The sequence below is a fragment of the Streptomyces montanus genome, from assembly GCF_005786655.1.
Lineage (GTDB): Bacteria > Actinomycetota > Actinomycetes > Streptomycetales > Streptomycetaceae > Streptomyces > Streptomyces sporangiiformans.
Window position 1 is genome coordinate 1 of the sequence record NZ_VBZC01000064.1, and the last position, 13,702, is coordinate 13,702.

Below are 13,702 nucleotides of genomic sequence, written 5' to 3' on the forward strand. Positions count from 1 at the left end.
CCGGCAGGCCGGCGCCGGGCGGGCCGCTGCCGGGCGGGCCGCTGCCGGGCGGGCCGCTGCCGGGCGTGCCGGAGCGCGCGTGGTACTCCACCGACTCCGCCGTCAGCCGCATGAACGCCTCCTCCAGGGATGCCTGTTGAGAGCTCAGCTCATGCAGCGCGACCTGGTGCTGCGCGGCCAGCTCGCCGATGTGCTCCGGTTTGCCGCCGTCCACCTCGAGCGTGCCGTCGACGGCCCGGACAGCGGTGATCCCCGCCCCGGACAGCGCGTCGAGCAGCTGCTCCCGCTGCGGGGAGCGGACGCGTACGTACGAGCGTGAGTTCTGCCGGATGAAGTCGGCCATGGAGGTGTCGGCGAGCAGCCGGCCCTGGCCGATCACGACGAGGTGGTCGGCGGTCAGCGCCATCTCGCTCATGAGGTGGGAGGAGACGAAGACCGTACGGCCCTGGCCCGCCAGGGATTTCATCAGAGTCCGGATCCAGTGGATGCCCTCGGGGTCGAGGCCGTTGACGGGCTCGTCGAACATCAGGATCCGCGGGTCGCCGAGCAGCGCGCCCGCGATACCGAGGCGCTGGCCCATGCCGAGCGAGAAGCCCTTCGCCTTCTTGCGGGCCACCGCCGTCAGGCCCACCGTGTCGAGGACCTCGTGCACCCGGCTCTTCGGGATGCCGTTGCTCTGGGCGAGGCACAGCAGGTGGTTGAAGGCGCTGCGGCCGCCGTGCATACCCTTGGCGTCGAGCAGGGCCCCGATGTACTTCAGCGGGTCCCTGAGGCCGTCGTAGTGCTGCCCGTCGATCCGCACGTCCCCCGCGGTCGGCCGGTCGAGCCCGAGCATCATCCGCATCGTCGTGGACTTCCCCGCGCCGTTCGGCCCCAGAAACCCGGTGACCATGCCGGGCCGCACGGTGAAGGTCAGACGGTTCACCGCCAGCTTCTCGCCGTACCGCTTGGTCAGCCCTTCGAGCTCGATCATGAGCACACGCTAAAACGGGACAAAGCCCCCTGCCACCGGAGTGGCAGAGGGCTTCGAGTGGCCCAAAGGGGCGCGGGGCCGTGACGTGTGCGGCTCCGCCGCGTGGGCGCGACCAGCCACGCCCGACCCGCAGATTCCCCAGAAACCAAGCCGCGCTTACCGGGACTGCTGCGCCGGAACCCCACGAGAAACCGGCTCGTCCTGCTCCGGAGTGCCCGCGGCAGCGACAGCCGCACCGGTCAACGTCGCGAGCATCTCGCGGACGTTCGTCAGCTGAGCGTTGATCGAGTCGCGGCGGTTGGTGAGAGCCGCCAGCTCGCGCTCGGATTCCGAACGGATCCGGTCCGCCTTGGCGTTCGCGTCGGCCACGATGTCCTCGGCCTGGCGCTGGGCCGTCTCGACGGTCTGACGGGCACGGCGCTCGGCGTCCGTACGCAGCTTCTCCGCCTCCAGGCGCAGCTGCTCCGCCCGGTGCTCGATCTCCGCGAGACGCTTCTCGGCCTTGGCCTGACGCGACGCCAGGTCGCGCTCGGACTGCTCCCGGCGCTTGGCGAGGTTCGTCTCGAAGTCGGCGGCGGCCTGCGCGGCCTTGGCGCGGGTCTCCTCGAAGAGGGCGTCCGCCTCCTCGCGCTTGGACTGCGCGTCCTTCTGGGCGTCGGAACGCAGCTGCCCAGCTTCGGTCTTGGCCTTCTCGACGATCCGGACGCCCTCGTCCTCTGCCTTGGCCTTGCGGTCGGCAGCGAACGATTCCGCGTCGTTACGCACCTGCTGGGCAGCGGACTCGGCGAGCTCGCGGTGCTGCTCGGCCGCGCGACGGGCCTCCTCGCGCAGATCCTTCGCCTCCTCCTCGGCGAGGCGAAGAATCTTCTCGACGCGCGCGCCGAGACCCGCGTACGACGGCTCTGCGTCGTTCACCTGGGCCTGGGCGTTCTGCGTCTCGAGGTGGAGCTCCTCGATGCGCTTTTCCAGAGCAGTGATACGGGCCAGAGCGCTGTCACGGTCGGAGACGAGCTTCGAAATGCGTTCGTCCACCTGAGCGCGGTCGTATCCACGCCGCACAAGCTCGAAGCCGTAGGGGGAAGTGTCGCTCATGGGGTTCCTGTCGAATGAGACCGGTGAGTGAGGTGATAGGTGGAATCCTAGGGGCCAAGGCGGCGTGTCATCGAGCAGAAGCCCGATTGATATGGAGAATGGCACCCTTTTTGGTGGCTAACATCCGGAGAGCTTGCCAGAGACGGCGCCGAAGCTCCCCAACAAGCACAAAATCTGTGCTTCACGCTAGCCGTCGGACGACTTGCCCCCCGAACGAGTCGCACCGGCCGCAGCAGCCGCCTTGACGCCCCCGTCCTTGCCGCTCGACGGGGTCTCAAAAGACTCCAACGCCTCAAGGACGTCCTGGACACGGGAGATCTCGGCATTGATGTCCTCGCGTCGGCGGACCAGCACCTCGAGCTCACGCTTGCCCTCCTCGACCATCCGCTTCGCCTCGCGCTCGGCGTCGGTGCGGATCTGCTCGGCCTCGGCGATGAGCGCGGACTTCTTCTGCTCGGCCTCCTTGAGAAGCCCCTCGGCCTTCCGCACGGCGGCGATACGCACCTTGCCCGCCTCGGAGTTGGCCTCCGAGACCATGTCCTTGGCCTTCGCCTCCGCCTCCTGCAGCTGCTCCTCCGCGGCCTTCACCAGGGCGTCGCACCGCTCGCCGGCCGACTTCATCGCCTCGGCGGACTCGCGGCGGGCCCGCTCGTGCAGCTCCTCGATCTCGCCGGTGATCCGGTCGCGCAGCTCCTCCGCGCGCTCCCTGATCGCCGTGGCGTCCCGGCGCGCGCCGACCAGCAGCTCGTCCGCGTCCGTACGGGCCTGCTCCACCCTCGAGTTGCCCTCGACGGTCGCCTCGGAGACCAGCCGCTCCGCTTCGTGGCGGGCCGCGCCCACCATCGTGTCGGCCTGCGACTCGGCGTCCGCGGTCGTCTTGAGGGCGGACTGCCGGGCCTCCGAAGTCAGCTTCTCGGCTTCGGAGGTCGCCTCCGTCATGAGCTTGTCGACCTGCTCGGCCGCCTCCGAACGCCGCTTGTTGGCGTCCTTGCGGGCCTCGTCCAGCGTGCGGTCGGCCTCCTCGCGCGCGGCCGACATGACCCGCTCGGCCTCCGCCTCCGTCTCGGCTCGGAGCCGCTCCGCGTCGCTGCGGACCCGCTCGGCGTGCTGCCGCGCGGAGCCGACGGTCTCGGCGGCCTCGGCACGCAGCCGCTCGGAGTCGCTCGTCGCGTCCGAGATCAGCTTCTCGGCCTTCGCCACGGACTCGGTGCGGACCCGGTCCGCCTCCGCGTTCGTCTCGGTGGTGAGCCGCTCCGCCTCGGCGGTCGCCTCGGTGATGAGAGTGTCCGCCTGCGTCGCCGCGTCCGAGCGGGCGCGGTGGGCGTCCTCGCGGGCCTCCGACCGGATCCGGTCGGACTCGTTGATCGCCTCCGAGACCGTGCGCTCCGCGAGGGCCTTGGCGGCCTCCGCCTCCTCCTGCGCCTCGCGCCGCAGACGGTTGCCGTCCTCGGCGGCCCGCTCGCGCTCCGCGTACGCGTCGGAGCGGACCCGGTCCGCCTCCTCCTGCGCCTCCGTGCGCGTACGCTCCGCGGAGTGCTCGGCGGCCGAGCGCAGCCCGGCGATCTCCTCCTGCGCCATCTCGTGCAGCCCGGCCACGGAGTCCCGTACCTGCTGCGCGGTCTGCTCGGCGGTCGAGACCATCTCGGTGGCGCGGTGGTCGGCCTCCTCCACCAGCCGGCGGGCCTCGGCCTGCGCCTCCTCCACGCGGTTGCGCGCCGAGGCCAGCAGCTCCTCGCTCTGCTCGCGCGCCCGCTCCCGCTCCTGGTGGGCCTCCTCGCGCGCGGAGCCGAGGAGCTCGTCGGCCTCGCGGCGGCGCCGGGCGGCCTCCTCCTGGGCGGCGGCCAGCGTCTCGGCGCCCTCGGCCGCCAACCGCTCGGCGGCGGTCTGCGCCTCCGCCCGGACACGGTCGGCGGAGTCCTGGGCCTCCGACTTCATCCGCTCGGCCTCGGCCGAGGCCTCCGACCGCATCCGTACGGCGATGGCCTCGCCCTCGGCGCGTGACGTGGAGGCGTCGGAGGCGGCCTCCGTGCGCAGCCGCTCGGCCTCCGCCTCGGCCTGCGCCTGGAGCGTACGGATGCGCTCGGCGGCCTCGGCGCGCAGCCGGTCCGACTCCTCGACGGCCTCGCGGCGGATCCGCTCGGCCTCCGCGCGGGCGTCCGTCAGGGCCTGCTCGGCGGCGGCGAAGCGGTCCTCGGCCTCCGAATGCAGCCGGGTCAGTTCCTCGGCGGCCTCGGACTGCCGGGCCGTGATCGCCCGCTCGGCGTCCTCGCGCAGCTCCCGCGCGGCCTCCTCGGCCTCCGCCTTGATCGTCTCGGCCAGCTCGACGGCTTCCGCCCGGTTCCGCTCGGCCTCGTCGCGCGTGCGCTTCAGGGTCTCCTCGGCCTGGCGGCGCAGCGTCGTGGCGCGCTCGATGGCCTCCGTGCGCACCCGCTCGCTGTCGGTCGTGGCGGTGGAACGCAGCTCGTCCGCGTCGGCCTTCGCCTTGGCGAGCAGCTCCTCGGCGGTCTTGGCCGCCTCCTCGATCTGCTGGACGGCCTCGCGCCGCGCCTCGGAGCGGATCCGCTCGCCCTCGGCGACCGCGTCGGCACGCAGCTGCTCGGCGTCGCCACGCAGCCTGCGCGCCTCCTCCTGCAGCTCGACCGTCTTGGCGCGGTACTCCTTGGTGTCGTCCTTCGCCGCGCCCTTGAGCTCCTCGGCGATGTCGTGCGCCTCGGCGCGCAGCCGGTCCGCCTCGGTCTCGGCCTCGGACCGGATCCGCTCGGCCTCCTCGGCCGCCGCCCTGGTGGTCTGCTTGGCGTCCTCCGACGCCTTGTTGAGGACCTCCTCGGCCGTACGCGCGGCCTTGGAGAGCTGGGAGGCGGTCTCCTCGGCCGTCGCGCTGCGGGCGCTTTCACCGGCCTCCGCGAGGATCCGCTCGGCCTCCAGGCGGGCGTCCGCGATGACCTGCTCGGCGTCCGCCTTGGTGGTCTCGGCCTCCTTCGTGGCCTCGCCGACCAGCCGGGCGACCTGCTCCTTGGCCGTACGCGTGCGCTGCTCGTTGGTGGACTCGGCGCTCGCCAGGGCCTTGGCCGCGGCCTCCTTCGCCTCGGCGACGAGCTTGTCCGCCTCGGCCCGCGCCTCGCGCAGCGCCGTCTCGGCCTCGGTCATGCGCTGCTCGGCGGCCCGGCTCAGCTCGGTTGCCTGGCGGCGGGCGCTGTCGGACTCGGTCGCCGTGGAGCTGCGCAGCTGCTCGGCGTGGTCGGTGGCCTCCTGCGCCTGCGTGGACGCGGCGTTCAGCAGGCGCTCGGCGTCCGTACGGGCCCGGCGCAGCAGCGCTTCGGCCTCCGTGCGGGCGGCCTCGGCCTCGCTCTGGAGGCGCTGCCGGGCCTCGGCGGCGACCCGCTCGGCCTCCGCGCGGGCGGTGGACAGCGCCTGCTCGGCCTCGGCACGGGACTCGTCCAGGAGGCGGCGGGCCTGCTGCTCGCTGCGGGCGCGCAGCTGCTCGGCCCAGGCCACGTTCTCGTTGACGTGCGTCTCGACGGTCTGGCGGCGCTCGGCCAGCTCCTGGTCGAGTTTCTGGCGGCGGGACACGGCCTCGGCGTGCAGCTCCGCCTGGAGACGGGCGGCCTGCTCGGCGTGCTCCTGGAGGATGCGCTGGGTCTGCGCGCGGGCCTGGCTCAGCTCCCGCTCCGCGTCCTGGCGCAGCTGGTCCGCCTGGATCTGCGCGTTGCGGAGCATCTGCTCGGCCTGGTAGCCGATGTCGCCGCCGTCGTAGGCAGGACGGGACGCGAGGTTGCGCCGCGCCTCGTGCAGCTTGGCGCGCAGCACCTCGACCTGATAGCCGAGGTCCTCGGCGTGCTGGACGGCCTTCTCCCGCTCGGTCTTCAGCCGTTCCATCTCGGCCTCGAACCGAGAGAGGTGGTCGACGTCAGCCGCCGGCTCTCGCTCCTGGCGTTCGTAGCCCCGCACTGCGCGGTCCCATCCGTCCCCTGGTCGCAAGTCTCTCCAAACGAGCTCCGTCCATCCGCCGAACGGGGCCCCCGGGGAATGGTGTCAGATCAACGGCGGAGCATGGGCTGCTGCCCCGACGCTCGTCCCCCGAAACCCGGACCCCGGCCCGCGGTCGCCCTCACGGAGCGACGACCGCACCCAACCCTACCGGGCCGCATCCACCCGGGGGCCTGGCCAACCGGCTTTTCCGGCTGGGGGGAGTCCGGGGGCCGCGGTACGGCACCGACGAAACGGTCCCCGGAGCATGCAGTACGGAGATCACCGCTCGTTCGACTCAACAGCCGGTTCGACATGCGGTTCGACGGGAGCGGAAGTGACCAGTTCCGTCAGAACGCCGTGGCAGTCCTTGGGGTGCAGGAAGGTGATCCGCGATCCCATCGATCCCCTGCGCGGCTCCTCGTACAGGATGCGTACGCCCTTGTCCTTGATGCCGGCCGCCTCCGCGTCGACGTCCGCCGTGCCGAAGGCGATGTGGTGCACGCCCTCACCGTTCTTGGCCAGCCACTTCGCGACGGTGGAGTCGTCGCGGGTCGGCTCCAGCAGCTGGAGGTAGGAGGCGCCGCCGTCGGACGTCTCGTTGATCTTGAGCATGGCCTCGCGCACGCCCTGCTCCTCGTTGATCTCGGAGTGGAAGACTTCGAAGCCGTACGTGGCACGGTAGAACTCGACAGTCCTGTCGAGGTCGAAGCAGGCGATCCCGATGTGGTCGATTCGCGTCAGCATGGTGTTAGTGCAGCGCTCCTGAAGTGGTTACGCAACGTGCGGGCGATCACACTGCCTCCCGGATGACGGGTGGCTTACCGCTCAGTACATTCAAGTAAACCCTCGTTCACTCCTCAGCTGTGCAAGCTGGAAGGGGATCGCTCCTCATGTCTGGAACGAACAGCACCACCTCCGTGATCGTCGCGGGTGCCCGCACCCCGATGGGACGGCTGCTCGGCTCCCTGAAGTCCTTCTCGGGAGCCGACCTCGGTGGATTCGCGATCAAGGCCGCCCTCGACCGTGCGGGGATCGGTGGCGACCAGGTGCAGTACGTGATCATGGGCCAGGTTCTGCAGGCCGGGGCGGGGCAGATCCCGGCGCGGCAGGCCGCGGTCAAGGCGGGCATCCCGATGAACGTCCCGGCGCTGACGGTCAACAAGGTCTGTCTCTCGGGCCTGGACGCGATCGCGCTGGCCGACCAGCTCATCCGGGCGGGTGAGTTCGACGTGATCGTGGCGGGCGGCCAGGAGTCCATGACGAACGCGCCGCATCTGCTGCCGAAGTCCCGCGAGGGATACAAGTACGGCGCGATCGAGATGCTCGACGCGATGGCGCACGACGGACTGACGGACGCCTTCGAGAACATCGCCATGGGCGAGTCGACCGAGAAGCACAACACGCGCCTCGGAATCCTCCGTCCCGAGCAGGACGAGATCGCCGCGCTCTCGCACCAGCGGGCCGCCGCCGCGCAGAAGAACGGCGTCTTCGAGGCCGAGATCACACCGGTGGAGATTCCGCAGCGCAAGGGCGAGCCCGTCGTCTTCAGCACGGACGAGGGCATCCGCGGCGAGACGACCACCGAGTCGCTGGGCAAGCTGCGGCCGGCGTTCACCAAGGACGGGACGATCACGGCCGGTTCCGCCTCGCAGATCTCCGACGGCGCGGCCGCCGTGGTCGTCATGAGCAAGGCCAAGGCGCAGGAGCTGGGCCTGGAGTGGATCGCCGAGATCGGGGCGCACGGGAACGTGGCCGGCCCCGACAACTCGCTCCAGTCCCAGCCCTCGAACGCCATCCAGCATGCCCTGAAGAAGGAAGGCCTGAGCGCCGAGGATCTCGACCTGATCGAGATCAACGAAGCCTTCGCGGCCGTCGCGGTCCAGTCAATGAAGGACCTCGGGGTATCCACGGAAAAGGTGAACGTCAACGGCGGAGCGATTGCCCTGGGTCACCCGATCGGCATGTCGGGCGCCCGGCTCGTCCTGCATCTCGCCCTGGAGCTGAAGCGGCGGGGCGGCGGCGTGGGCGCGGCGGCACTGTGCGGAGGCGGCGGCCAGGGTGACGCGCTGATCGTGCGGGTACCCAAGGGCTGAGCCCTCGCTTACGTCTTGACGCGAGCCGGCGAAACAAAACGAGATCAGAACGGAGCTGTGATGCAGGACGTCTCCACGCTGGTGGCCCAGGCCAGGGAGGGCCGGCCGCGGGCCGTGGCCCGGTTGATCTCCCTGGTGGAGGGGGCGTCCGAGCAGCTCCGTGAGGTCATGGCGGCCCTGGCACCGCTCGCCGGGAACGCGTACGTCGTGGGGATCACGGGATCGCCGGGCGTGGGCAAGTCCACGTCCACGTCCGCGCTCGTGACCGCGTACCGGCGGCAGGGCAAGCGGGTCGGCGTGCTCGCCGTCGACCCGTCCTCGCCGTTCTCCGGCGGCGCGCTGCTCGGCGACCGCGTACGGATGTCGGAGCACGCGTCCGACGCCGGTGTCTACATCCGCTCCATGGCCACCCGCGGACATCTCGGCGGACTCGCCTGGGCGGCCCCCCAGGCGATCCGTGTGCTGGACGCGGCCGGATGCGACGTCGTCCTCGTCGAGACGGTCGGCGTCGGCCAGTCCGAGGTCGAGATCGCCTCCCAGGCGGACACGTCCGTGGTGCTGCTCGCGCCCGGCATGGGCGACGGTATCCAGGCGGCGAAGGCCGGAATCCTGGAGATCGGCGACGTCTACGTCGTCAACAAGGCGGACCGGGACGGCGCCGACGCCACCGCCCGTGAGCTCAACCACATGCTCGGCCTCGGGGAGTCCCGCGGCCCCGGCGACTGGCGCCCGCCGATCGTGAAGACGGTCGCCGCGCGCGGCGAGGGCGTCGACGAGGTCGTCGAGGCCCTGGAGAAGCACCGCGCCTGGATGGAGGAGCACGGCGTGCTCGCCGAGCGGCGCCTCGCCCGTGCCTCCCACGAGGTCGAGACGATCGCGGTCACGGCCCTGCGTGAACGGATCGGCGACCTGCATGGCGACCGTCGCCTGAGCGCGCTCGCCGAGCGGATCATGGCGGGTGAGCTCGACCCCTACCGGGCCGCGGACGAGCTGGTGGCAGGGATTACGGAGGGCTGAGGGGGCAGCGCGGGAGGGTTTTCGCCCCCGCCGCCCCTCCCCGTCCCATCCTCAACCTGGGGGCTCCCCCCTCAGACCCCCGTATCGGCCTGAACGGCCTCGTCCTCAAACGCCGGACAGGCTGGATACGCCACTGTTATTTTGACCGCGTGTTCCTCCTCTTGGCATAGGGCCCGCCCCGGCCCGCGATCGGCAGCGTACGGACGCCGCCGTCGCGGCGCACAGGCGTCCCTGTATGCCCGGGCGCCCGTCCCGGCGCCCTCTCCTTGAGGAACTCTTCGCATGTCTGCGTCTTCAACGCGGCCTTCGTATGCCGCGGTTCTGCGCATGCCCTACGCCACGCGCACCTTCGCCGCCGCCGTCGTCGGCCGGCTCTCGTACGGGATGGTCTCCCTGGCCGTGATGATGGCGGTCAGCCGGGCCACCGGGTCGTACGCCGTGGCCGGCACCGTGATGGCGCTCTTCGGAGCCGCCAGTGTGTTTCTGACGCCCCTGAGGGCAGCCCTGGTCGACCGGCACGGCCCGCGCCGGGCGCTGCTGCCCATGGCCGCGCTGTACGCGGGGCTGCTCGGTGTGCTGGCCGCGGTGAGCTGGCGGCCGGGGGCGTCGCCGGCGCTGCTGACGGTGGTCGCCGTCGCCGCCGGGGCCTGTACGCCGCCGCTCGGAGCCACCATGCGTGCCGTATGGGGTGAACTCATCGCGGACCGGCGGCTGTTGCAGCGCGCGTACAGCCTGGACGGGGTCGCCGAGGAGCTGACGTTCGTGACCGGGCCGCTGCTCATGGGGGTGGTGGTCCGGTTCGCGCCTCCCGCGGCCGGTGTCGCCGTGAGCGCCGCGCTGGTGGGGGCGGGGACCCTGGGATTCGTCATGTCCCCGGCCGTGCGGGGCGTGGCCGTACGGGCCTCGCGCGTGCGCCTGCGGATGCGCGGCCGGCGCGGCGGGCTGCTGCAACCCGTGGCCGTGGCCGGGGGAGTGGGGCTCGCTTTGGGAGCCGTGGAACTCCTGGTGCTGGCCTTCGCCGGGCAGCGCCACCACGGGGACGACACCGTCGCCTGGGTGCTCGCCGCTCTGTCGGCGGGCAGCGCGGTGGGCGGACTCCTGAACGGCGCGGTCAACTGGCGTGTGTCCGCCCGCGTGCGGCTTCCGCTGCTGGCGGTCGGCCTCGCGCTCGCCCTGGGCGCGGCCGGGTGGGCACCGGGTCTCGTGACGCTCTCCGCCGCCATGGCTGTGGCGGGGCTGTTCGTCGCCCCGGCGCTCATCACGTCCTACCTGCTCGCCGACGAGGCCGCGCCGCGCGGCTTCCGCACCCAGGCCGGGGCGTGGGTCAACACCGCGGTGAACGCGGGCTCCTCGGCCGGTGCCGCCGGGGTGGGGCTGCTGGTCGGACGGCTGCCGCTCGCCCTGTGCTTCGCCGTGTCCGGCGCCGCCGCCCTGGTCGCGGCGCTCGCGTCCTGGCGCGGCACAGCCTCCCCGGCGGTGCACACCGGGGAGGCTGCTGAGGTCGTCCGCTGAAGCGAGGGGGGTTACGTCAGTCGTCCGAGCCGGCGTCGTCGGCGCTGTCGTCGGCGTCGTCCGACCCGTCGTCCGACCCGTTGTCCTTGTCGGCGGTCACCCGGGCGCTGTTCAGGTCGACGTTCCACTCGCGCTCGGTGCCGCCCGTGGCGCGGGTGTCGGCGCCCCAGGAGGGGGACTTGCCGTCGTCGTCCAGGTCCACGGACGTCACCGTGCCCTTGGCGGCGGCGGCCTTGGCCGCCTCCTCGGCCGAGACGGACGTGCCCTTCAGGGCGGCTCGCACCTGGGCGGTGTCGTCCGCGTCATCCTGCTCGGCCTTCTCGACGTGCGAGCCGATGACGTCGCCGGTGGCCGGGTCGAGCCGGACGCTGTGCCAGGTGCTGTCCTTGGCGAGGACCTCGACCTCCCAGTTCGCCGGGCCGTCCTCGTCCTTGCCGTCCAGGTCCGCGGAGACCACGGTGCCCGACGTGTGACGGAGGGCGGACTCGATGGCCTCGGCCGCCGTGACCTTGGTGACCGTGACCTGGTCGGTGTCGTCGTCGGCCCGGCCGCCGTCAGCCCTGTCGTCGTCGGCCCGGCTGTCGTCGCGGTCGTCCTTGTCGCGGCGGTCGTCGGTGTCGTCCTTGTCGTCGGCGTCCTCGCGGCTGTTGTCGGCCGGGGCCACACCCGACGGCTTCGTCGTCGCCGGCGCGCCGTCACTCGTGACCGCGAGAGCCGTCGCCGTGCCTCCTCCGACGAGGGCGGCTGCGGCGATGGTGGCGATGACGATGTTGCGCTTCATGGGGTTCCTCCCGGGTTCTGCGGTTTCGACGTCGTCCGGTTGCGACGTGAACCAATCTGCTGGAGGCACGCTGAAGCGGAGCTGAAGGAGCCTGAAGAGAGCTTCAGGTTCGCCCTGCGAAGCTGAGGGCATGCGCCTGTTGATCGTGGAGGACGAGAAGCGGCTGGCTCTGTCGCTTGCCAAAGGCCTGACGGCCGAGGGGTACGCCGTGGACGTGGTCCACGACGGCCGGGAGGGCCTGCACCGGGCCGGCGAGGGCTCGTACGACCTCGTCATCCTCGACATCATGCTGCCCGGCATGAACGGCTACCGCGTGTGCGGCGCTCTGCGGGCCGCCGGACACGACGTGCCGATCCTGATGCTCACCGCCAAGGACGGCGAGTACGACGAGGCCGAGGGCCTCGACACCGGCGCCGACGACTACCTCACCAAGCCGTTCTCGTACGTCGTCCTGGTGGCCCGTGTGAAGGCGCTGCTGCGGCGCCGCGGACCGTCGGGCGGCTCGCCCGTGCACGTACTCGGCGAGTTCAAGGTCGACACGGCGGCCCGGCGCGTCCTGAGAGGTGAGGACGAAATCACCCTCACCGCCAAGGAGTTCTCGGTGCTGGAGCAACTCGTGGTGCGGGCCGGCGAGGTCGTCTCCAAGTCCGAGATCCTGGATCACGTCTGGGACTTCGCGTACGAGGGCGACCCGAACATCGTCGAGGTGTACATCAGCACCCTGCGCCGCAAGCTCGGCGCCTCGCTGATCAGGACCGTACGCGGCGCCGGTTACCGCCTGGAGGCGAGATGAGGCGTGTTCTGGGCTCCGTACGCGCCAGGGCCACGCTCGCGGCGACCCTCGTGGTCGCCATCGCGCTGGTGGCGGCGGGGACGGCCGTCCTGCTGTCCCTGCGGTCCAACCTGACCGGGCAGGCGAGTACGCAGGCGGACCGTTCCGCGCGAGAGATCGCCACCGTCCTCACCCTGGCGAAGGACTACGACCAGTTGTCGCTGGACGACGACGAACGGCCCGTCCAAGTCGTCGACGCGTCCCACAGGCTGGTCGCGGCCAGCGAGGACCTGGAACGGATCAGCGGCACGGGTGTCGCCGAGGTGAAGCCGCGGGCCGCGTCCTCGGCTCCGGCGGGCAGCGGTGACGACCACGATGATGACCAGGACCCCGACGACGACAAAGCGGCCGACGACAAGGCCGTCGGCGGCGAGGCCCTCGAACCCGGCGAGGCCGACGCGAAGACGAGCTTCAGCAACGGGTCCGCCACGATCGACGGCGACGAGGGGGACTATCGCTTCGCGCGTGTCCGGGTGGCCGTGGAGAACAAGGGCACACTCACCGTGTACGCCGGTGCGCCGCTGGCCGCCGAACAGAGCGCCGTGAGCACCGCCCAGACCGTCATGCTGATCGGCTTCCCGCTGCTGCTGGCCGTGGTGGCCCTGGTGACCTGGGTCGTCACCCGCCGAGCCCTGCGCCCCGTCGAGGGCATCCGCCGCGAGATGGCCGCGATCACCGCCTCCGAGGACCTGGCGCGGCGCGTCCCCGAGCCGGAGACGCACGACGAGGTCGCCCGGCTGGCACGTACGACCAATGAGACGCTCGCCGCGCTGGAGACGTCCGTGGAGCGGCAGCGGAGGTTCGTCGCCGACGCCTCGCACGAGCTGCGCAGCCCCATCGCCTCGCTGCGCACCCAGCTCGAAGTGGGTGTCGCCCACCCGGAGTTGCTGGATGTCGGGGGCGCCGTCGAGGACACCGTACGACTGCAGGAGCTGGCCGCCGATCTGTTGCTGCTCGCCCGGCTGGACGCGGGGGAGCGGCCCCCGGGCGCGCGGTTCGACCTGGCGGCGTTCGTGCGCGAGGAGGTGTCCCAGCGGGCCGGCGACCGGTTCGCCGTGACCGTCGACGCCGTACCTGTCGACGTGACCGGGGCGCGCGGCCAGTTGGCGCGGGTCCTCGGCAATCTGCTGAACAACGCCCAGCGGCACACGCGGTCGTCGGTCACGGTGACGGTGCGGAGCGACGGAAAGCGGGCGGTTCTGGCGGTCGCCGACGACGGCAAGGGCGTGCCGGCCACCGAACGCGAGCGGATCTTCGAGCGCTTCGTGCGTCTCGACGAGGCCCGCAACCGTGATGACGGCGGAGCCGGTCTCGGCCTCGCCATCGCCCGCGATGTCGCCGTACGGCACGGCGGATCACTCACCGTCCACGAAGCGCCCGCAGGCGGAGCCCTGTTCGAACTCCGCCTGCCCCTCGATCAGGTGAGGTGAATC

10 protein-coding genes are annotated in these 13,702 nt (G+C 71.8%); 5 read left to right on the forward strand and 5 right to left on the reverse strand.

Annotated features, from left to right (window positions below):
* The 4 genes from FE633_RS38435 to mce all read right to left on the reverse strand — a co-directional run.
* The coding region (locus FE633_RS38435) for an ABC transporter ATP-binding protein (RefSeq protein WP_138049802.1) at positions 1 to 973 on the reverse strand (973 nt) is incomplete at its 3' end.
* 156 nt (positions 974 to 1,129) lie between these two features.
* Entirely contained in the window at positions 1,130 to 2,065 is a 936-nt protein-coding gene (locus FE633_RS38440; RefSeq protein ID WP_119099335.1) for a coiled-coil domain-containing protein, read from the reverse strand.
* 186 nt (positions 2,066 to 2,251) lie between these two features.
* Positions 2,252 to 6,013 carry a polarized growth protein Scy gene (gene scy, locus FE633_RS38445; RefSeq protein WP_138049803.1) on the reverse strand — a complete coding sequence of 1,254 codons (3,762 nt, stop codon included), beginning with the start codon at positions 6,011 to 6,013 and terminating at the stop codon, positions 2,252 to 2,254.
* 300 nt (positions 6,014 to 6,313) lie between these two features.
* A complete protein-coding gene (gene mce / locus FE633_RS38450; RefSeq protein WP_138049804.1) occupies positions 6,314 to 6,778 on the reverse strand; it encodes a methylmalonyl-CoA epimerase in 465 nt (154 codons plus the stop codon).
* A gap of 146 nt (positions 6,779 to 6,924) precedes the next feature.
* Between mce and FE633_RS38455 the strand changes: the two genes are divergently transcribed.
* The 3 genes from FE633_RS38455 (at position 6,925) to FE633_RS38470 (ending at position 10,656) form a co-directional block, all read left to right on the forward strand.
* On the forward strand, positions 6,925 to 8,127 hold the full coding sequence (locus FE633_RS38455) for an acetyl-CoA C-acetyltransferase (RefSeq protein WP_138049805.1): 1,203 nt from the start codon (positions 6,925 to 6,927) through the stop codon (positions 8,125 to 8,127).
* A gap of 60 nt (positions 8,128 to 8,187) precedes the next feature.
* Positions 8,188 to 9,144 (forward strand): methylmalonyl Co-A mutase-associated GTPase MeaB, encoded by a 957-nt coding sequence (gene meaB / locus FE633_RS38460; RefSeq protein WP_138049806.1) that lies wholly within the window; start codon positions 8,188 to 8,190, stop codon positions 9,142 to 9,144.
* A 282-nt stretch (positions 9,145 to 9,426) separates the two neighbouring features.
* Positions 9,427 to 10,656, forward strand: coding sequence for an MFS transporter (locus FE633_RS38470; RefSeq protein ID WP_138049807.1), 1,230 nt, complete (start codon positions 9,427 to 9,429; stop codon positions 10,654 to 10,656).
* Positions 10,657 to 10,672: 16 nt separating this feature from the next.
* On the opposite strand, the gene FE633_RS38475 is transcribed toward FE633_RS38470, so the two are convergent.
* Complete coding sequence (locus tag FE633_RS38475; protein ID WP_138049808.1) at positions 10,673 to 11,437, reverse strand: PepSY domain-containing protein; 765 nt, start codon at positions 11,435 to 11,437, stop codon at positions 10,673 to 10,675.
* 130 nt (positions 11,438 to 11,567) lie between these two features.
* Between FE633_RS38475 and FE633_RS38480 the strand changes: the two genes are divergently transcribed.
* Positions 11,568 to 12,230: a response regulator transcription factor gene (locus tag FE633_RS38480; protein WP_138049809.1), complete on the forward strand. Its 663-nt coding sequence runs from the start codon at positions 11,568 to 11,570 to the stop codon at positions 12,228 to 12,230.
* Complete coding sequence (locus tag FE633_RS38485) at positions 12,227 to 13,699, forward strand: sensor histidine kinase (protein WP_138049810.1); 1,473 nt, start codon at positions 12,227 to 12,229, stop codon at positions 13,697 to 13,699. The genes FE633_RS38480 and FE633_RS38485 overlap by 4 nt, the downstream gene beginning before the upstream one ends.
* Positions 13,700 to 13,702: the final 3 nt, after the last annotated feature.

Bases quoted from the DNA above. Each gene is read 5' to 3' on its own strand.
- meaB (WP_138049806.1), top strand. From the start codon at position 8,188: ATGCAGGACGTCTCCACGCTGGTGGCCCAGGCCAGGGAGGGCCGGCCG.
- FE633_RS38480 (WP_138049809.1), top strand. From the start codon at position 11,568: ATGCGCCTGTTGATCGTGGAGGACGAGAAGCGGCTGGCTCTGTCGCTT.
- FE633_RS38455 (WP_138049805.1), top strand. From the start codon at position 6,925: ATGTCTGGAACGAACAGCACCACCTCCGTGATCGTCGCGGGTGCCCGC.
- mce (WP_138049804.1), bottom strand. From the start codon at position 6,778: ATGCTGACGCGAATCGACCACATCGGGATCGCCTGCTTCGACCTCGAC.
- FE633_RS38485 (WP_138049810.1), top strand. From the start codon at position 12,227: ATGAGGCGTGTTCTGGGCTCCGTACGCGCCAGGGCCACGCTCGCGGCG.
- FE633_RS38475 (WP_138049808.1), bottom strand. From the start codon at position 11,437: ATGAAGCGCAACATCGTCATCGCCACCATCGCCGCAGCCGCCCTCGTC.
- FE633_RS38470 (WP_138049807.1), top strand. From the start codon at position 9,427: ATGTCTGCGTCTTCAACGCGGCCTTCGTATGCCGCGGTTCTGCGCATG.
- FE633_RS38440 (WP_119099335.1), bottom strand. From the start codon at position 2,065: ATGAGCGACACTTCCCCCTACGGCTTCGAGCTTGTGCGGCGTGGATAC.